This is a genomic window from Pseudomonas nicosulfuronedens (assembly GCF_005877905.1).
GTDB classification, from domain to species: Bacteria; Pseudomonadota; Gammaproteobacteria; order Pseudomonadales; family Pseudomonadaceae; genus Pseudomonas; species Pseudomonas nicosulfuronedens.
In genome coordinates this window covers 95220-114536 of the sequence record NZ_SWDV01000004.1, presented here as the reverse complement: position 1 = coordinate 114536, position 19317 = coordinate 95220, and the positions used below count along the sequence as shown (strand labels likewise).

Annotated in this window: 18 protein-coding genes and 1 riboswitch; of the genes, 9 read left to right on the top strand and 9 right to left on the bottom strand. The window is 66.0% G+C overall.

Annotated elements, in window-relative coordinates; genetic code table 11:
* Positions 1–69: 69 nt before the first annotated feature.
* Positions 70–276, bottom strand: a riboswitch (cobalamin riboswitch).
* A gap of 59 nt (positions 277–335) precedes the next feature.
* Positions 336–764: a VOC family protein gene (locus tag FAS41_RS05925; RefSeq protein WP_138520687.1), complete on the bottom strand. Its 429-nt coding sequence runs from the start codon at positions 762–764 to the stop codon at positions 336–338.
* Between the two features lie 162 nt (positions 765–926).
* Here FAS41_RS05925 and FAS41_RS05920 point away from each other — a divergent pair, with 162 nt between their 5' ends.
* Both FAS41_RS05920 and FAS41_RS05915 read left to right on the top strand, forming a co-directional pair.
* The gene (locus FAS41_RS05920; RefSeq protein WP_138520686.1) at positions 927–1295 is read left to right on the top strand and encodes a cupin domain-containing protein; all 369 of its coding nucleotides are present in this window, start codon (positions 927–929) and stop codon (positions 1293–1295) included.
* 193 nt (positions 1296–1488) lie between these two features.
* Positions 1489–1788 carry a DUF3303 domain-containing protein gene (locus FAS41_RS05915; RefSeq protein WP_138520685.1) on the top strand — a complete coding sequence of 100 codons (300 nt, stop codon included), beginning with the start codon at positions 1489–1491 and terminating at the stop codon, positions 1786–1788.
* On the opposite strand, the gene FAS41_RS05910 is transcribed toward FAS41_RS05915, so the two are convergent.
* The gene (locus FAS41_RS05910) at positions 1778–2776 is read right to left on the bottom strand and encodes a GlxA family transcriptional regulator (protein ID WP_138520684.1); all 999 of its coding nucleotides are present in this window, start codon (positions 2774–2776) and stop codon (positions 1778–1780) included. The genes FAS41_RS05915 and FAS41_RS05910 overlap by 11 nt on opposite strands.
* A 124-nt stretch (positions 2777–2900) precedes the next feature.
* Here FAS41_RS05910 and FAS41_RS05905 point away from each other — a divergent pair, with 124 nt between their 5' ends.
* From FAS41_RS05905 to FAS41_RS05890, 4 genes are all read left to right on the top strand, one after another.
* Positions 2901–3449, top strand: a complete 549-nt coding sequence (locus tag FAS41_RS05905; RefSeq protein WP_138520683.1) for a cysteine hydrolase family protein — start codon at positions 2901–2903, stop codon at positions 3447–3449.
* 165 nt (positions 3450–3614) lie between these two features.
* A complete protein-coding gene (locus FAS41_RS05900) occupies positions 3615–4211 on the top strand; it encodes a LemA family protein (RefSeq protein ID WP_138520682.1) in 597 nt (198 codons plus the stop codon).
* A gap of 21 nt (positions 4212–4232) precedes the next feature.
* Positions 4233–6143: a M48 family metallopeptidase gene (locus FAS41_RS05895; RefSeq protein ID WP_138520681.1), complete on the top strand. Its 1911-nt coding sequence runs from the start codon at positions 4233–4235 to the stop codon at positions 6141–6143.
* Positions 6144–6446: 303 nt separating this feature from the next.
* The gene (locus tag FAS41_RS05890; protein ID WP_138520680.1) at positions 6447–6821 is read left to right on the top strand and encodes a 5-carboxymethyl-2-hydroxymuconate Delta-isomerase; all 375 of its coding nucleotides are present in this window, start codon (positions 6447–6449) and stop codon (positions 6819–6821) included.
* A gap of 62 nt (positions 6822–6883) precedes the next feature.
* Here FAS41_RS05890 and FAS41_RS05885 read toward each other — a convergent pair whose 3' ends face one another.
* From FAS41_RS05885 to FAS41_RS05875, 3 genes are all read right to left on the bottom strand, one after another.
* A complete protein-coding gene (locus FAS41_RS05885) occupies positions 6884–8266 on the bottom strand; it encodes an amino acid permease (RefSeq protein ID WP_138520679.1) in 1383 nt (460 codons plus the stop codon).
* Positions 8267–8591: 325 nt separating this feature from the next.
* Complete coding sequence (locus FAS41_RS05880; protein WP_138520678.1) at positions 8592–9269, bottom strand: class I SAM-dependent methyltransferase; 678 nt, start codon at positions 9267–9269, stop codon at positions 8592–8594.
* A 53-nt stretch (positions 9270–9322) separates the two neighbouring features.
* Entirely contained in the window at positions 9323–9592 is a 270-nt protein-coding gene (locus tag FAS41_RS05875; protein WP_081517656.1) for a hypothetical protein, read from the bottom strand.
* A gap of 231 nt (positions 9593–9823) precedes the next feature.
* On the opposite strand from FAS41_RS05875, the gene FAS41_RS05870 reads away from it, so the two are divergent.
* Positions 9824–12940 carry a transglycosylase domain-containing protein gene (locus FAS41_RS05870; RefSeq protein WP_138520677.1) on the top strand — a complete coding sequence of 1039 codons (3117 nt, stop codon included), beginning with the start codon at positions 9824–9826 and terminating at the stop codon, positions 12938–12940.
* A gap of 244 nt (positions 12941–13184) precedes the next feature.
* Here the strand turns inward: FAS41_RS05870 and FAS41_RS05865 are convergent, their stop codons facing one another.
* The 3 genes from FAS41_RS05865 to FAS41_RS05855 are packed head-to-tail and all read right to left on the bottom strand — an operon-like array spanning position 13185 to position 14412.
* Positions 13185–13406 (bottom strand): VF530 family protein, encoded by a 222-nt coding sequence (locus FAS41_RS05865; protein ID WP_138520676.1) that lies wholly within the window; start codon positions 13404–13406, stop codon positions 13185–13187.
* Between the two features lie 59 nt (positions 13407–13465).
* A complete protein-coding gene (locus tag FAS41_RS05860) occupies positions 13466–13774 on the bottom strand; it encodes a DMT family transporter (protein WP_024765558.1) in 309 nt (102 codons plus the stop codon).
* Complete coding sequence (locus tag FAS41_RS05855) at positions 13774–14412, bottom strand: FMN-dependent NADH-azoreductase (protein ID WP_138520675.1); 639 nt, start codon at positions 14410–14412, stop codon at positions 13774–13776. The genes FAS41_RS05860 and FAS41_RS05855 overlap by 1 nt, the downstream gene beginning before the upstream one ends.
* A 139-nt stretch (positions 14413–14551) precedes the next feature.
* Here FAS41_RS05855 and FAS41_RS05850 point away from each other — a divergent pair, with 139 nt between their 5' ends.
* Positions 14552–15466, top strand: a complete 915-nt coding sequence (locus tag FAS41_RS05850; RefSeq protein WP_138520674.1) for a LysR substrate-binding domain-containing protein — start codon at positions 14552–14554, stop codon at positions 15464–15466.
* A gap of 160 nt (positions 15467–15626) precedes the next feature.
* Positions 15627–16820: a sugar transporter gene (locus tag FAS41_RS05845; protein WP_138520673.1), complete on the top strand. Its 1194-nt coding sequence runs from the start codon at positions 15627–15629 to the stop codon at positions 16818–16820.
* A gap of 301 nt (positions 16821–17121) precedes the next feature.
* Here the strand turns inward: FAS41_RS05845 and putP are convergent, their stop codons facing one another.
* On the bottom strand, positions 17122–18639 hold the full coding sequence (putP, locus tag FAS41_RS05840; RefSeq protein WP_138520672.1) for a sodium/proline symporter PutP: 1518 nt from the start codon (positions 18637–18639) through the stop codon (positions 17122–17124).
* Positions 18640–19317: the final 678 nt, after the last annotated feature.

Below are 19317 nucleotides of genomic sequence, written 5' to 3'. Positions count from 1 at the left end.
CGCAGGCGGCGCAGCGAGACCCGGAACGAGCGCGCCCCGGGAACCGGCTCACGCCCGCCCACCGCGGGTTTGCCAAACAGGTTCCAGGCCGGTCTCCGGGCTTGCGAGGGTCCTGGGGCATCCGCCTTCCCATGCTGTCGCACAGTGGCCTACTGGATGCTCCGCTCGCTTACCGTTGCGGGGGCAGCGCCGGACTGATCGCACGAAGGCGACGCACCGGCTTCCCGTTTCACCTCACGCACGGCGGCGTGAGGCACCTGGAACGGGGCGCATCTCAACACCAGGTCGGGAACGCGTCAAGGGCAGGGGTTGCGGCAGGATGTTGCAGGGCGGCGTCAGTGCCAGGGGTCGTAGGTGCCGAAGCTCCAGATGTGGCCTTCCGGATCGCGGCAGGTGAAACCCTGCCCGCCGTAGTCCTCATCCTTGATGTCGATGACGATCTGCGCACCGCCGTCCACCGCCGCGCGGTACAACGCCTCGGCATCCTTCACCACCACGTAGATGCTCTGGGTGCAGCCGCCGATCTCGTCGGGCTGACGCATCAGTCGGCCGTACTCGTTGTCGTGCAGCGAGCCGAGCATCACCAGGCCACTGCCATCGGCCAGCGCCAGTTGCGCATGGGCAATGCCGCCGTGCTCATCGGCGACCACCAACTGCCGCTGGAAGCCGAAGGTGGCGCATAGCCAGTCGATGGCCTGGGGCGCGTCGCGGTAGCGCAGGCAGGGGATGACGCTGGGGCGTACAGCAGGTGCGGGCTGGGGCATGGCGATCTCCGACGCGGGATGGGCGCGTCCTTTCCAGCATAGTCGTGCCTTTGCGCCGCTTCAGAGCGATGCGGCGACCGACAAGCGAAGCGCAATTTCCTGCAAGACCGGTTGCCTGCACGGCCTTAGTGTCAGCCGAATCAGAAAGAGGAGAAATCCACCGTGACCCAGCGCCAACCGATCAACCTGCAGGACAAGCTCGGCCGCATCACTGAAACCTGGCAACCACGGGTGATCGCCGAGATGAACGACTACCAGTTCAAGGTGGTGAAGCTGCGCGGCGACTTCGTCTGGCACAGCCACGCCGACACCGACGAAACCTTCATCGTGCTCGACGGCGAGTTGCGCATCGACTTCCGCGACGGCCCGCTGACCCTGCGCGCCGGCGAGCTGTACGTGGTACCGCGCGGCGTCGAGCACAAGCCCTATGCCGAGCATGAGGTACAGGTGATGCTGATCGAGCCGCGCGGCGTGCTGAACACCGGCGACCAGGGCGGCGAGCGCACGGCGGAGAATGATCGCTGGGTGTGACCGTCGATCGACAGCAACGCGCGGCGCCGATCAGCGGCCTCTCCCTGTCGCACAACGGCTGCTATGCCTGACGGGAGGAAACCGCTCCCAGCCGGAGGCTGTAACGCCTGGGAAACAACAGGCGTGACTCTGGCGGCGGTGCCGATTCGGGTCCGCGACACTTGACTGCCCGGACCCGGGCCAGAGGTGCGAAATGCTCTATCTGGTGAGTTGGACTATCCCCATGGAAAACCGCGATGCCGCCATCGAGCGGTTCCTCAAGACCGGCGCGCAGCCTCACGACAAGGTGGTGCTGCACGGACGCTGGCACGCCGTCGGGCACATGCTTGGCTTCGGCCTGGCCGAAGCCGAGAGCCCCATCGAAATACAGCGCTGGATGATGCAGTGGAACGACCTGCTGGATATGCAGGTTCACCCGGCCCTGACCGACCAGGATCTGGCGCCACTGATGGCCGAAGTGATGCAGCAGCGCAAGCAGGAATTCAATCGCTGAGTGCACTTGCCCCCGCCTTGGCGCCGAAGCGCTTGCGGTAATCGCTCGGCGCCATCCCGGTGATCTTGCGGAAGGTGCTGCGGAACGACCCCGGGTCGAGGTAGCCGACCGTGTAGGCGATATGGTCCACCGTGCCGTTGGTGAACTCCAGCAGCTCGCGCGCCTTGCCCACCCGCAGGTGCTGGCAGTACTCGGTGGGCTTGAGCCCGGTGGCGGCGCGGAAGCGGCGCAGGAAGGTGCGCTCCTCCAGCCCGGCCTGGGTTGCCATGGCGGCGAGGCTGACATCCACTGCGCCGTTGCCCTGCAGCCAGTGCTGCACCTTGAGGATGGCAGCGTCGCCATGGCCCAGTAGCGGCGCGAAGTTGCTGCCGCATTGCTGGGCGCTGTCGCTGTGCTCCACCACCAGGAAGCGCGCGGTGCGGTTGGCGATGCTCGGGCCGAGCAGGCGGTCGACGATGCGCAGGCCCAGGTCCGACCAGGCCATCAGCCCTGCAGAGGTGATCAGGTCGCCGTCATCGACGATGGGTTTGTGCGGCTCCAGGCGCACGCGCGGGAAGCGTTCGGCGAAGGCCTCGGCGCCGCTCCAGTGGGCAGTAGCGCTGCGTCCGTCGAGCAATCCGGCTTCCGCCACCAGCAGACCACCGATGCACACTGAGCCGACGATGGCGCCCTCGCCGTGGCGCGCGGCGAGCCAGTCGGTGAGGTTGTGCAACGGTGCGGCGTCCGGCAGGCCAAACAGCGACGGCGGGACGAGGACCGCCACCAGCCGGCTGGCGACGCCCGGATGCGTGTCGAAGACGCGTCGGGGCTCGCTGCCATCCTCACCAGACCAATGGCTGACCCGCAGCGCCGGCAATTGCCCGGCAGCCTCTTCGGCGGCGATCCGCTCGGCCACGGCGAACAGGTCGGTGAGCCCATGCAGCGCCGCCGCCTGCACACCGGGATAGAGCAGCAACCCGATCTCGACGACGCTCCGTTCCACAGCCATTGTCAGTTTTCCCCCGGTTATTGTCGTTCCGCCTGATCCCCGCGCGGCGCGCAGCGAACCATACTGGTTCCACTTCCCCACCACTCGACACTCACTACCCAAGACTCAAGAAAGGAATGCGGACATGGCCAAGCAAGCGCTCATCCTAGTGGATATCCAGAACGACTACTTCCCTTCCGGCAAGTGGCCGCTGGTCGGCATCGAAGCCGCTGCCGACCAGGCCGCCAAGGTCCTGGCCGCCTTCCGCGAGCGCGGTGACCTGGTGGTACACGTGCGCCACGAATTCGACAGTGCCGACGCCCCGTTCTTCGCCCCCGGCAGCGACGGCGCGAAGATCCACGGCAAGGTCGCCAATCTGCCCGGCGAGCCGGTGGTGCTCAAGCACTTCGTCAACGCCTTCCGCGACACCGACCTGAAGGCGATCCTCGACCAGCATGGCGTGGCGTCGCTGGTGGTGGTCGGCCACATGAGCCACATGTGCGTGGATGGTGCGGTGCGCGCCGCTGCCGACTTCGGCTACCCGGTGACCGTGCTGCACGATGCCTGTGCCACCTTGGACCTGGAGTTCAATGGCGTGAAGGTTCCTGCCGCTCAGGTGCATGCGTCCTACATGGCCTCCCTGGCATTTGCCTACGCCGAAGTCGTGTCCACCGCCGACTACCTGAACCGCTGATCCACAGGGTTTGGAAAAAGGGCCTCCAGGGAGGCCCTTTTTCGTTCAGAAACGCGCCACGACACTGCCGACGAATCGGCGAATCAAGACGTGAGAAGTTGCCCAACACGTCGCTGGCTTTCCGCTATTATCGACGCTCGATCGCCCCGCCGATAAGGACATCCCATGAGCGTTTCTTCGATCATTACCCTCGCCATCATCGCTGGCGTCATCTTCCTGCTGATCAGCGTGTTCAACCGCCTGGTGGCGCTGCGCAACCGCTACCAGAACGCCTTCGCGCAGATCGAGGTGCAGCTCAAGCGCCGCTACGACCTGATCCCCAACCTGGTGGAAACCGCCAAGGCCTACCTCAAGCACGAGCGCGAGACGCTGGAAGCGGTGATCGCCGCGCGTAATGCTGCGGTCGCTGGTCTGAAGGCCGCTTCCGAGCAACCCGGCGATGCCGGCCGCATGGCGCAACTGGCCGCCGCCGAAAACGCCCTGGGCGGTGCCATGGGGCGCCTCAACGTGACCCTGGAAGCCTACCCGGACCTCAAGGCTTCGCAGAACCTGCAGCAGGTCAGCGAGGAGCTGTCGAGCACCGAGAACAAGGTGGCCTTCGCCCGCCAGGCGTACAACGACGCGGTGATGGAGTACAACACCTACCGCCAGTCGTTCCCCGCCAACTTCCTGGCCACCACCTATGGCCACAGCAAGGACGCCAGTCTGCTGGAGTTCGAGGACAGCAAGGAAATCCAGTCCGCGCCGAAAGTCGCTTTCTAAAAACCCGGCGCAGGACGCGCGATGAACTTCTTCGAACACCAGGACCGCGCCCGTAAGCAGACCGGGCGCCTGGTCCTGCTGCTGAGCGTGGCGGTGGTCTGCCTGGTCACCATCACCAGCTTCGCCCTGGGCTGGCTCTGGCGCCACCTGGGTGAGCCGGCTTTGCACCTGACCTCGCGCGCCTCCCTGCCCGACCCGGAGCTCTACCTGTCGGTGGCCGCGGTGATCGTCGGCGTGGTCGTCCTCGGTGCGCTGTACAAGCAGGTGCAATTGAGCGCCGGCGGCAAGGTGGTCGCCGAGAGCCTGGGCGGCCGCCTGCTCAACCTCAGCGCCGGCAACGCCGATGAGCGCCGCCTGCTCAATGTCGTCGAGGAAATGGCCTTGGCTTCCGGCTCGCCGGTGCCGCCGGTGTACGTACTGGAAGACGGCTCGATCAACGCCTTTGCCGCCGGACTGACGCCACGCGATGCGGTGATCGGCATCACCCGTGGCGCCATCGAGCAGCTCGACCGCAATGAATTGCAGGGCGTGATCGCCCACGAATTCAGCCATATCCACCACGGCGACATGCGGCTCAACACCCGGCTCACCGCCCTGCTCCACGGCATGCTCCTGCTCGGCCTGATCGGCGGCATGCTGCTGCGCGGCTGGAGCGAAACCAGCACCGGCGTCCGCGTCAGCAGCCGGAGCAGCAGCAATAACAAGGACGGCGGTGGCAGCGTGGTGCTGCTGGTGATCGGCGCGGGCGTGGTGCTCTATGTGCTGGGCTATGTCGGCACCTTCTTCGGCCAGCTGATCAAGGCATCGGTGAGTCGCCAGCGCGAATACCTGGCCGACGCCTCGGCGGTGCAGTTCACCCGTGATCCCTCGACCATCGCTGGCGCTCTCAAGAAGATCGGCGGCAACCCGCTGGGCGCCCTGCTCAGCGCGCCGCGCGCGGCCGAGTTCAGCCACCTGTATTTCGGCGATGGCGTGGGCAGCAGCTGGTTCGACACCCACCCGCCGCTGAAGGATCGCATCCGCCGGGTCGACCCGGGCTGGGACGGTCGCTACCCGAAGTTCGAGCCGCGCCTGGACGTGGCGCTGATGAACAAGGACGCCTGGACCGCTGCCGTGACCGGCCAGCCCTACCAGCCCAGCGCCGTGGAAGTGGCCGTCGCCGCTGTCGGTGCTCCCACCGTTGCGCACCTGCAGGAAGCCCGCAGCACCCTGCAACGCCTGGACGAGCGCCTGCAACGCGCCGCCCATGACCGCGAGGGCGCCGAAGCATTGATCTACGGCCTGCTGCTGGACAGCGAGCCCGGTCTGCGCGCGCGCCAGCTGGAAGCGATCAAACAACGCCTGAACCTGAGCCTGGCACTGCAACTGGACCTGCTGGAGGATTCGCTGCTGCGGCTCGACCCCGGCCAACGCCTGCCGCTACTGGACCTGGCCATGCCGGCGCTCAAGCAGCTGGACGCCAAAGCCTTCGTTGCCCTGCGCGAGAGCATGGCGCTACTGATCAAGCTGGACGGCAAGGTGAAGCTGCTGGAGTGGACACTGCTGCGCATCATCGAGCGCAACCTGCGTCCGGGCAGCGGAAAGATCGGCAATGTGGCGCTGGCGGAGCTGTCCGAAGCCTGCGCGACGCTGCTGGCCTTCCTCGCCCGTGTCGGGGAAACCAGCGACCTGCAGACCGAGCAGGCGTTCGCCGATGCCTGGAGCGGTCTGCCCTTCGCACCGCGGCCGCTCCCCGTTGCTGCCAGTCTGCGCGACCTTGAAACCGCACTGAAGCAACTGGAGCAACTGCGCCCACTGCAAAAGCCGCAACTGCTCAAGGCGCTGGCACGCTGCATCGAGCATGACGGCCACATAACTGCCGGCGAGGCGGAGCTGATGCGTGCGGTGGCGGACATCCTGGACTGCCCGATGCCGCCTTTGCTGGCGAGCTGAAACGTCTCCTACCCCCACCCCGCAGCGAACCTTCTCTGCCGCCCTCCCCGGCGAACGCATTCGTAGGATGGGTGGAGCTTGCGATACCCATGCTACTTCGGTGCACAGGCAGCGATGGGTATCGCTTCGCTCCACGCCATCCTACGTTGATGCTTCACCCGTATATTTGATGTGGATGGAAACCCCGAATCGCACCCGCGGGTGTTTCTGCAGATCGGCCCCGTCAAATACGTAGTCACCCGCATATCTCCAGCGAACCTATCGCCCTAGGATGGCTGGCATCACTGATGCCGGACTGTCCCCATGCCCCACATCGCCATCGACTACACCGCCAACCTCACCGACGACCTACACCCACTGGAACTGCCCCGCAAGCTCCACGAAGCGGCAATAAGTCTGGGAGTGTTCCCCCTGAACGGCTTGCGCACCTTCGCCCGCGCCATCGACCAGCATCACGTCGGTGCCGACACCCGGAACGAAGGCTTCGTCAATATCCAGATCCGCATCGCCCCCGGCCGCCCGGAAGAACTGCGCCAGCGCATCGTCGATACCCTGTTCGCCACCGCCGAGCAAACCCTGGCCGCGCTCATCGACAAACGCCCCGTAGGCCTGCAACTGGAAATCACCGAGCTCGACCGCAGCCTGACGCGCATGGCCGGCAGCCTGCCCAGCGCCTGAGTTGCCACGAGAAAGAAAAAGGGCCTCCGAAGAGGCCCTTTTTTCATTCACTCAACCGAGCATCAGGCACGGCTGGCAGCAGCGCCCTGCTCGCCTTTCGGCGCGAGGTTCAGCACGTAGTACAGCACCGTCAGCAACACCAGGAACGCCGGGCCGATGTACAGCGCGATGCGGGTGTCCTCGAAGAAGGCCATCAGCACCACCACCAGCACCAGGAAGGCCATCGCCAGGTAGGAGCTGAGCGGGTACAGCCACATCCTGAACTGCAGCTTGCCGGCTTCGGCAGCGGAGAGGCCGCGGCGGAATTTCAGCTGAGCCAGCAGGATCATCGCCCAGGTCCAGATCGCACCGAAGGTGGCAATGGAGGTCACCCAGGTGAACACCTTCTCGGGCACAAGGTAGTTCAGCAGCACGCCCAGCAGCAGCGCGAAGATCGACAGCAACAGCGCATTGCGCGGCACGCCGCCGCTGGAGGTCTTGGCGAACACGGCCGGAGCCTGGCCATGCTGGGCGAGGCTGTAGAGCATGCGACCGGTGCTGAAGATGCCGCCGTTGCAGGAAGACAGCGCGGCGGTGATCACCACGAAGTTGATGATGCCGGCAGCGGTCTTGATGCCCATGCGCTCGAAGGTCATCACGAACGGACTGCCCTGGGTGCCGATCTCGTTCCACGGGTAGATCGACATGATCACGAACAGCGCGCCCACGTAGAACAGCAGGATGCGCCAGAACACCGAGTTGATCGCGCCGGGGATGGTCTTCTGCGGATTCTTCGCTTCACCGGCGGTGAGGCCGATCATCTCCACGCCCAGGTAGGCGAACATCACCATCTGCAGCGACATCAGCACGCCGGTGATGCCGTGGGGCATGAAACCGCCGTTGCTCCACAGGTTGGAGATGCCGGTAGCGATGCCGCCGTTGCCCAGGCCGAAGAAGATCATGCCGGCACCGGCCAGGATCATCGCGACGATGGTGACGATCTTGATCAGCGCGAACCAGAACTCGAACTCACCGAAGGCGCGCACGGCGATGAGGTTGATGGTGCCCATGCTCGCCAGCGCGGCCAGCGCCCAGATCCAGCGGGGCACGTCGGGGAACCAGATGCCCATGTAGATGGCCACCGCGGTGATCTCCGCGACGCAGGTCACCAGCCAGAGGAACCAGTAGTTCCAGCCGGTCAGGTAGCCGGCCAGCGGGCCGAGGTAGTCCTGGGCGTAGCGGGCGAAGGAGCCGGCCACGGGATTGTGCACGGCCATCTCGCCGAGGGCGCGCATGATCACCAGGATGGCGAGACCGCCGATGATGTAGGACAGCATGATGGCCGGGCCGGCCATCTGGATGGCCTTGGCGGAGCCGAGGAACAGACCGACGCCGATGCAGGCGCCCAGGGCCATGAGACGGATGTGCCGCTCGTTGAGATCCCTTTGGAGATCGTGGGACGACATGGTGATGCAACCTCATTTTGTTCTTGGGAGTAATCAGCTGCGGACTCTGAGTGCAGTCAGGGTGCGGAACCACCGCAAAGGCTTCGCCACCGCGCCGGGCGGCACGGAGGGAGAAGTGTCTGGCAGTTCCAGGACGGCACACCGGAAGAGGCTGCCCGCTCTTGTGAAGCGGACGTGGGCATTGCGGGAGGACCACGGCTGAGGTCGCGGGCGAGTGTTACACAAGTACTTGGGAAACGTCTGCACCACCAAGGTGCAATGTGACCAAAGGAATAGCGGCGTATCGCCACATCCGCGTGCCCGGACAGGGCCGGTGTAGAGCGCTTCAGCCCGCCAGCGCGTGCAGGTCCAGCAACAGCGAGCAGGGCTGGCCAGTGTCCGGATGGCGCGGTTCGCGCAGCTGCCGCAGACGCCAGCCGCTGGCGGTCAGCAGCGCCAGCCAGGACTCCAGGGTGCGGAAGAACCAGGGCATCGGCGAGCTGAACTCCCCCCCGAAGGCGGCGAAGGTTTCCAGGCGCCAGCCGTCCGCGTAGGGTTCGTCACCACAGGCAGCCCAAGGATGCACAGTCTGGATCAGCAGCCGCCCGCCAGGGTTGAGCCGCTCGCGCAATGCGCTCAGTAAGGGCGCGATGTACTCGTCGAGCAGCGCGAAGTTGCACACCAGGACGTCGAACTGGCCCAGGCTGCTACCCGACTCGATCAGCGCCGCGTAATCCATGACCTCGAAGCGTGCGCCGCCCTCTGTCCGCGCCGAATCGACCAGGGGCGCCGAGGCGTCCACACCGACGCACTCGCTGCCCCGCGCCGCCAGCGCGCGGCACAGCCAGCCTTCGCCACAGCCGATATCGAGCACACGCAGCGCCGGGCCCTCAGCGATGGCGCCGAGGATCGCCGCATCCGTCACCAGCCGCCGGCTCTCGATGCGCTGCTCGCGTACTGCGCGGGTCCAGGCATCGGCGTTGGCCAGCCAGCTCTGGCGAATTCGGGCGTCGTGGTCGGTCATGACGAACTCCGTGCGTGAGATAGGCGGAGGCCCGCTCCTGCTGAAACAGTGGACTACTGCCCCTTCAGCACCTTGGGAACCGCCAATCCCTTGGGCGGCGGGGTCTGCGGCAACGCTTCGCGACAGCCGGCGTCGCGGAACGGCCCGCCGATCTTCTGCCAGCCACTGCCCGGCGACGTCTGCTGGCAGGTATAGGCGCCATCGAGCTTGCTCTGCCAGCGATAGAACGGCATCGGCGCGGCTTGGGCGCTCAAGGACGCCAGCAGCAGAGCGGCCAGAGGCAGAACACGGGGCAGGCTACAAGGCAGAAAAGGCGAACGCATCGGGGAGGGTTCCTGTCGAAGTCAGTACATTGCACCTGCTGGCCGTCGGCAAATCAATCCGCACAGCCATCAACGGCGCCAGCCGGTGCGCAGTTTTTTCGCCGCCGACTACGCTGGAAGTTAGGAAAGCCGCGGGGGACAGCGGCTTTCGCGGCGCCAGGAAGGTGCCGGCCATCACGTGGGCGGAGTCCGCTACCTGGGCTGTCGTACAAGCATGGGCGGGGCGTGAAGATGGGCAACTCGAAGCATTCCGGTACGCAAGTGGCAGGTCAACCGGGAAGTCTGGGGCCCGGCCTTTCCCCACAGAAAGTGCATCACCACCGTTTCCTCATCCTCTTCCTGTTTCTCCTGCCGTTGCTGGCCGCCATGGGTGCGGCGCTGCTCTATGAAGCGCGCACCTCCAAGCTGCAGGCGCGCGAGCTGGCGCGCTACGCGACCGGGCTGACCTGGAACCTGGGGCAAGGCAGCACCGACGACGTGGTTTATCCACAGGGCGGGCCCTTCGACCGGCGACTGGGCTACCAGCAGTTGCCGACCTTCCTGGGCCGCCTGCACGAGCGCAACTTCGTCACCCTGAGCCAGGCGCGTTTCTCCGACCCGCTGATGCAGTACACCGGCCATGGCATGTTCCCGCCCTATCCGGAGAAGGCCCAGGCCGGCGTCGACATCGCCGACTGCCGTGGCCTGCCGATCTACAACTTCCGCTACCCGCAGCGGCTCTACGCCAACTTCGAGAGCATCTCGCCGGCCATCGTCAACAGCCTGCTGTATATCGAGAACCGCGACCTGCTCGACCCCGACCGTCCCTACCTGAACCCGGCCATCGACTGGAGTCGCTTCACCCAGGCGTCCGTGGCGCAGGTGGGCAAGCTGGTCGGCCTGGGCAATCACGCACCCGGCGGCAGTACCCTGGCCACGCAGATCGAGAAGTACCGCCATTCCGAGGATGGCCGCACCAACTCGATCACCGACAAACTGCGGCAGATGGCTTCGGCCAGCGTGCGCACCTACCAGAACGGTGCGGAGAACATGGCTGCTCGGCGCAACGTCGCCCTTACCTACCTCAACTCCGTTCCCCTCTCCGCGCAGCCGGGTTACGGCGAAGTCAGCGGCCTGCCGGACGGCCTGTGGATCTGGTACGGGGCCGACTACCAGCAGGTGAACAAGCTGCTCAACGCTCCACCGGGCTCCGGCGCGGAACTGGCCGCCCAGGGCAAGGCGCTGCGCCAGGTGGTGTCGCTGATGATCGCCCACCGTCGACCCTCCTGGTACCTGGCGCGCGGCCGCGACCAGCTCGCCGTGCTGACCGACAGCTACCTGCGCCTGCTGGCGCAGAACAACGTGATCGCCCCCGAGTTGCGCGACGCCGCACTCAAACAGAAACTGGTGTTCCGCGATCCGCGCAGCGAGCCGAGCTTCACCCCGCTGGAGAACAACAAGGGCATCGGCCTGGCCCGCACGCGACTGGCCGGCATGCTCGACGTGCCGCTGTACGATCTCGACCGCTTCGACATGAGCTTCACCACCACCCTGCAACATGAGTTGCAGGAGCAGGTCACCGGCTACCTGCGGCAGCTCTCCGACCCGGCATTCGCCGAGCAGATCGGCCTGTTCGGCGAGCACCTGCTGTCCAAGGACAAGACAAAGGACGTGCGCTACAGCTTCACCCTGTTCGAGCGCACTCCCAGCGGTAACCGCGTGCGCGTGCAGACCGACAGTACCGAGCAGCCCTTCGATATCAACGAGGGTAGCAAGCTGGAGCTGGGTTCCACCGCCAAGCTGCGGGTGCTCGCCACCTACCTGGAAACCATCGCCGACCTGCACCAGCAGTACGCGCCGCTGTCTGTCGCCGAATTGAAAAAAGTGCCGGTGGAGCCGCTGGACTTCCTCACCCGCTGGTCCATCGATTACCTGATCACCGCCAAGGACCGCGACCTGCCGGACATGCTCGCCGCCGCCCTGCAGCGCAAGTACTCCGCCAGCCCGTACGAGAGCTTCTTTACCGGCGGCGGCATCCACACCTTCAGCAACTTCCGCAAGGAAGACAACGGGCGAATCCCGACCTTGCAGGACGCCCTGCGCGAGTCGATCAACCTGCCCTTCGTACGCCTGCTGCGCGACCTGGTGCGCCACGACATCTATGCCAATGAGGGCAGCAAGGTGACCGTGCTGGCCGACGACAAGGACCCGCGCCGACAGGACTACCTCGATCGGTTCGTCGACAAGGAAAGCCAGGTCTACCTGCTGCGGTTCTGGCAGAAGTACAAGGGCAAGGACAACGACGCGCGCCTGACGACCTTCCTCGACGGCCTGCGTGCCTGGCCGGTACGGCTGGCGGCGATCCACCGCTACCTGCAGCCGCAGGCGGATGTCCCGACCTTCGCCGCCTTCCTGCAGGACCGTCTGAAGCAGGGCCATTACGCTGGCGACAAGCTCACCGACAAGCGCATCGAGGACCTCTACACCCGCTACGGGCCGGGCGCCTTCAACCTCAACGACCAGGGTTACGTCGCCCGCGTGCACCCACTGGAGCTGTGGCTGCTGGGCTACCTGCAACGCCAGCCGGCAGCGACCTTCGCCGACGCCGTGGCCGCCAGCAGTGCCGAGCGCAAGGAAGTCTATGGCTGGCTGTTCAAGTCACGGCACAAGTACGCCCGCGACAAGCGCATCCGCATCATGCTGGAGGTGGAAGCCTTCCTCGACCTGCATGAACAGTGGAAGCGCCTGGGCTACCCGTTCGACCACCTGGTGCCGTCGCTGGCCACCGCGCTGGGCAGCTCGGGCGACCGCCCGGCGGCATTGGCCGAGCTGATGGGGATCATCCTCAACGATGGCGTGCGCCTGCCGACCCTGCGCATCGACAGCCTGCACTTCGCCGCTGCCACGCCCTATGAGGTCACCCTTGGCCCGGAGTCGGGCAATGGCCGCCAGGTGATGCGTTCGGAGGTTGCCCAGGCCCTGCGCACCGCGCTGTCCCAGGTGGTGGATGCAGGCACAGCGCGGCGCCTGTCCGGGACCTTCAAGCTGGCCGATGGCAATGCGCTGGTGATGGGCGGCAAGACCGGCACCGGCGACAACCGCATCGAAAGCGTGACCCGCAGCGGCTGGGTGAAGAGCTCCAAGGCGATGAACCGCACGGCGACCTTCGTCTTCTACATCGGCCCACGCCACTTCGGCACGCTCACCGCCTATGTGGCCGGCAGCGAGTCCGATGGCTTCAAGTTCACCTCGGCGCTGCCGGTGCAGGTGCTCAAGGGAATGGCGCCGCTGCTGACTGGCTACCTCGAGCCGGGGATCAGCACCGGGTGCCAGGAGCGGCTGGATAATCTGCGGGTGAGTTGGCGCTGATCGCCGCTGCAAGGCTGAGTCTGTAGGAGCGAGCTTGCTCGCGAAGCGCTTGATGCCGAAGTGTCAGGCAGGTTCGCGAGCAAGCTCGCTCCTACGCAAAACACACCTCTTTATGCCGGCCGACTGAGGGAAATTCCCGACATCGACATCAACATCGAGCGTAGGAGCGGACTCTGTCCGCGATGGCCTCCGGCGCAATGCAGGCCTATCACGGGCGGAGCCCGCTCCTACACGCGTCCCACCCTCAACCCTTCTGGACAGTCTTCACGTACAGCGCCTCGACCTGCTCCCGCGCCCACGGCGTGCGGCGCAGGAAGGTCAGGCTGGACTTGATGCTCGGGGCGTTCTTGAAGCAGCGCACGTCGATACGTTTGGCCAGCCCATCCCAGCCGTACTGCGCCACCAGCTGGTTGAGGATGGTTTCCAGGGTCACGCCGTGCAGCGGGTTCTTCGGTTTGTCGGTCATGTCGGTGTCGTCGTGCAGAGAATGCGCGGCACCTTAGCATCTGCCACCGCTTCGGGCGATCAGGCCCTCAGCCCCGCCACGCCGGCGATGATCAGGGCGACCGACGCCAGCTTGGTCAGCGTCAACGCCTCCCCCAGCAGCAGGAAGCCGAAGAACACCGTGCCCAGCGTGCCAATGGCCGTCCAGATCGGGTAGGCAATGCTCACCGGCAACTGGCGCATGGCCAGGGTGAGGAAGAAGATCCCGCCGATCACCGCCAGCACCGTCACCACCGTCGGCAGCGGCCGGGTGAAGCCCTCGGCATACTTCATCGATACCGCGAACATTACCTCGAACACTGCTGCCACCATCAGCATGGCCCAGGCCATCACGCACGCGCCCACTCGCTCTCGGCGAGATCGGCCAGGGCCTTTTCAGCCTGTTGATAAGACGCGCGGAAAGCTTCGGGATTGCCCTCCTCGCCCTCGGCGGCGATCACCTGCACGTCCTCGATGCCGAGGAAACCCAGGGCCACGCGCAGCCAGGCGTCAGCGTGGTTCATCCACTCCAGCTCGCCGCCCGGCCCCATGCCGGCACCGCCGCGGCTGGTAATGATCAGTGCCTTGCGGCCCTTGAGCAGTGGTTCGTATTCCGCCTCGCCGTCCTTCACATGCAGGTCGAAGGTGCGGCCGAGACGGACAATCTGGTCGACCCAGGCCTTCAATCCACTGGGCACGCTGAAGTTGTACATGGGCGTGGAAATCACCAGTACGTCGTGGGCAAGCAGTTCGTTCACCAGCTCATCGCTCAGCGCCAGCTCCGCCTGCAACTCGGCCGGGCGATGCTCGCGCTGCGGGTGGAAGGCGGCGGCGATGAAACCTTCGCTGACATGAGGCAGGTCGGCGCGACCCACCTCCCGACGAGTGATCCCGGCCTGCGGCAGCGCGGCGAGGAAGCCCTCGGCCAATCGGCGGGAATGCGAGCGGTCGGCGCGGGGGCTGGCCTGGATGGCGAGAATCCTGTTCATCTGTCTTTCCTTGTTCAAGGTGTACACTGCGGAGGTCCTGACTGGCCTCCAGTTGCTGCCTAAGCTATTTCCAGGCTGACAACCGGACAACTGAGGGGATTTCCTTCCAGATGAATCCAGCTCATCCATGGAGCATCACATGTTTGCCAACCTGCCGCTTCCCGCCCTGCGCACCTTCGAATCCGCCGCGCGCCAGCTGAGCTTCAAGGCCGCCGCTCAGGAACTGGCAGTCACGCCGACGGCGGTCTCGCACCAGGTGCGCGCGCTGGAGGAATGGCTGGGGTTGCCGCTGTTCGAGCGCCTGCCGCGCCAGGTGCGCCTGACCGAAGCCGGCGAGCGACTGTTCCGCAGCCTGCATGGCGCACTGCTGGAGGTATCGCAATCGGTGGACAGCCTGCGCCCACGGCGCAGCGCCAGCAGCCTGACGATCTCCACCACGCCGGCCTTCGCTGCGCTCTGGCTGGTGCCGCGCCTCGGTCGCTTCTACGCGCGCCATCCGCACATCCGCCTGCGCCTGGACAGCCAGTGCGAGCTGCTCGACCTGCAGCAGGACGCCAGCGTCGACCTCGCCATCCGCTACGGCTTCGGCGACTACCCGCGCATGCACAGCCAGTTTTTGCTGGCGGAACGCTTCGCCGTCTATGGCGCGCCGGCGCTGGTCGCCACTGCCGACGTGGAAGTGCCGGAGATGATCAGCGTGCGCTGGCACAACTCCGAGCTCTACGAGCGCGGCTGGAAGGCCTGGTGCCAGGTGGCCGGCGAGGAATGTCTGCTGACCCAGGCGGTGCAGCGCGAGTACGAGGAAGAGTTCTATGCCCTGCAGGCCGCCATCGCCGGCCAGGGGCTGGTACTGGCCAGTTCGCTGCTGGTGTCGGAAAGCGTGGAGAAGGGCCTGCTGGTGCCCTACCGCCCGGAGATCAACGTACCCGGCGCCCGCTACACCGCGCTCTGCGTACCCGGCCGCGAGCGCCACCCGCCGGTGCGCGCATTCCTCGACTGGCTGGCCGAAGAAGTGGCGCAGGCGGCCGACCCGCTGATCGGCAACGCCGCCTGAGCCTGCCGCTGCGCCCGCGCATGTGCTCCTTTGCCGTGCGCGGCCCCGGATGCCTGCGTAGAATGATCCATCGCCGCAACAACAATTCTTCTTTGCCCGCGACACGCCCCGCGCGTGATCCCCAGGCACGGCCTGAGCCCCACTTCACCTCAGGATTCCCATGACCACCGCGCAAGAAACCCGCTCCGGCAGTTGGCTGAACGTCATCGCCCTGGCCATCGCCGCCTTCATCTTCAACACCACCGAGTTCGTCCCGGTGGGCCTGCTCAGCGACATCGGCGCGAGCTTCGACATGCGTCCGGAACAGACCGGGCTGATGCTCACGCTCTATGCCTGGGTCGTGTCGCTGGCCTCGCTGCCGCTGATGCAGCTGACTCGCAACATGGAACGCCGCCGCCTGCTGGTGGTGATTTTCTGCCTGTTCATCGTCAGCCATGTGCTCTCCGGCTTCGCCTGGAACTTCACCGTGCTGATGATCAGCCGCTTCGGCATCGCCTTCGCCCACGCGGTGTTCTGGTCGATCACCGCCTCGCTCGCCGTGCGCGTGGCGCCGCCGGGGCAGCAGGCGAAGGCTCTCGGCCTGCTGGCCACCGGGACCATCCTGGCGATGGTGCTGGGCATTCCACTGGGACGCATGCTCGGCGAAGCGCTGGGCTGGCGCACGACCTTCCTCACCATCGCCGGTGTCTCGGTGGTCGTGGTGCTCTGGCTGGCCCGCGCCCTGCCGCTGCTGCCGAGCCAGAACTCCGGCTCGCTGCGCAGCCTGCCGCTGCTGTTGCGACGCCCGGCGCTGGTGTCGATGTATGTGCTCACCGTTCTGGTGATCACCGCGCAGTTCACTGCCTACAGCTACATCGAACCGTTCGCCCGCGAGGTCGCTGCCCTGGACAGCCGCCAGACCACCCTGCTCCTGCTGCTGTTCGGCGGCGCCGGGATGTTCGGCTCGATCCTCTTCAGTCGCTACAGCGAGCGCTTCCCGCGCGCTTTCCCGTGCCTGGCCATCGGCGTACTCGGCACCACGCTCCTGCTGCTGATGCCGCTCGCCCATTCGCCCACGGCACTGCTGGGCCTGAGCCTGTTCTGGGGCGCGGCGATCCTCTGCTTCGGTCTGGCGCTACAGGCCAAGGTGCTACAGCTCGCCCACGACGCCACCGACGTGGCCATGGCGATGTTCTCGGGCCTGTACAACGTCGGCATCGGCGGCGGTGCGCTGCTGGGCAGCCGCGTAGCGGTGGGCATGGGACTGGAATGGATCGGCTACGTCGGCGGCGCGCTGGCGGTGGCTGGCCTGCTGCTCTGCCTGTTCGCCTGCTGGCGCTATGCGGCAGCGCTGAGCGGCAACACCTCGCGCTGATCGCCCTGCGCCAGCGCTACCGGTTCTCGTAGGGCACATAATGCGCCAGCGTTATCCGCCGTCCCAGGCTCGGCGGATTTCCTGTTCCAGGTTATCCGCCCTGCGGCGCTGGGAGCTCCAGCGTAGGATGGGTGGAGCGGAGCGATACCCATGCTGTTGGCGCCGCGAATGATGGGTATCGCTCCGCTCCACACCATCCTACAAAAGCGCACCCGGTCAGCCCGAAACACATCACGGGACACCCCAACGAAAAAGGCCGCGCCCCTTTTCGGGAACGCGGCCTTTTTCATTCAGCTCAGGATCAGCGGCTGGTCACGGCAGTGCCGGCCGGCTGAGTAGCCTCGGCGTATTCCGCCTCGGCTTCCTCGAAGCGCTGGATCATCGCCTTCGACGGTGCCGAGCCGATCAGGCTGAACACCACGATGGAGAGGCTGGAGAGGATGAAGCCCGGAATGATCTCGTACAGGCCGAGCCAACCGAACTGCTTCCACACGATCACGGTGACCGCACCGACGATGATGCCGGCCAGCGCGCCGTTGCGGGTCATGCCCTTCCACAGCACGGAGAACAGCACCAGCGGACCGAAGGCGGCGCCGAAGCCGGCCCAGGCGTAGGACACCAGGCCCAGTACGCGGTTTTCCGGGTTGGCGGCCAGGGCGATGGACACCAGCGCCACCAGCAGCACCATGGCGCGACCGACCCACACCAGCTCGAGCTGGCTGGCGTTCTTGCGCAGGAAGGCCTTGTAGAAGTCTTCGGTCAGGGCAGAAGAGCACACCAGCAGCTGGCAGCTCAGGGTACTCATCACCGCCGCGAGGATGGCGGACAGCAGCACGCCGGCAATCCACGGGTTGAACAGGATCTTCGCCAGCTCGATGAAGATGCGCTCGTGGTTCTCACCGACCGCGCCAGCCTGCTCCGGGTGCGCCTGGAAGTAGGCGATGCCGAAGAAGCCCACGGCGACGGCGCCGCCCAGGCAGAGGATCATCCAGGTCATGGAGATGCGGCGGGCAGCCGGAATCGACTTCACCGAATCGGCGGCCATGAAGCGCGCCAGGATGTGCGGCTGGCCGAAGTAGCCCAGGCCCCAGGCCATCAGCGACAGCACGCCGACGAAGGAAGCGCCCTTGAACATGTCGAAGTTGGCTGCGTCCTTCAGTTCGATGGCCGCGAAGGTCGGTTCCACGCCACCGGTGGCGAACAGCACGATGATGGGCGTGAGGATCAGCGCGAAGATCATCAGCGAAGCCTGCACGGTGTCGGTCCAGCTCACCGCCAGGAAACCACCGACGAAGGTGTAGGCGATGGTCGCGGCAGCACCGGCCCACAGGGCGGTCTCGTAGGACATGCCGAAGGTGCTTTCGAACAGACGGGCGCCGGCGACGATGCCGGAGGCGCAGTAGATGGTGAAGAACACCAGGATCACCAGCGCGGAGATCACGCGCAGGAGGCGGCTGTTGTCCTCGAAGCGGGTGCTGAAGTAGTCCGGCAGGGTCAGCGCGTTGCCGTTGTGCTCGGTGTGCACGCGCAGGCGGCCGGCGACGAACAGCCAGTTCAGGTAGGCGCCGCAGATCAGGCCGATGGCGATCCAGCTTTCCGAAATGCCCGACAGGTAGATGGCGCCCGGCAGGCCCATCAGCAGCCAGCCGCTCATGTCCGAAGCACCGGCCGACAGCGCGGTGACGAAGCTGCCGAGGCTGCGGCCACCGAGGATGTAGTCGGAGAAGTTGTTGGTCGAACGATAGGCGGCCAAGCCGATCAGAACCATGGCCGCGATGTAGATCACAAAGGTGATCAGTGTTGGCGTGTTGACGCTCATGGGGACTCCCCTACAGCTTGTTTTTATCCAGGTTCGCGGGGTATCGCGGACCCTTGACTGACAGTCGGCGCTGTTGACGCCGACCGGTTAGCGCTTGCTCACAGCAAACCGGGTTGCGCGTGGCGCCATCCGGCACCGAACCGCTACGCATCCCGACGCAGGCACGCCCTCGTCCTTGCTGGCGCCTTCCTGCAGCCACCGTCTCACCACGGCGACCTCCGTCCCGCCTTCGCCGGTGAGCGAGGTGCGGGCCGTTTCCCGGGCTGTGCCCGGTGATCCTTCAGGCGCCGGAATGGGCGCCAGCACCCCGGCAATGCAACGCGCGCCGCCCTGCGGACAGGCGGCCCTGCTGGCCGGAGCGATTCGAAACTGTGTTCATGCGCGCAGGGAGGTGCGGCAGGGGGTGGCCGGCGCGCGAGGGCGCGGATTGTACAGAAAGTGGGCGATGCGGTTGCACCGGCCCGACCGGTGACGGCGCAAGGCCACGGGCGGGCACTGCAGGCCGGGCCGTGGAGAGGTGTATGCGGCCAGGTGCGGGCGCGCTACAGGCAAAGACAAAACCGGTGATGGGCATGCTGCCCCTCCCGCGTATCGAGCTGGCTGTTGTTCTTGGTCTGACCGGGTTGCACCTTGGAACACCAGCAACGCGGTGGGCGGACTCTATGGGTTGCACCCTGC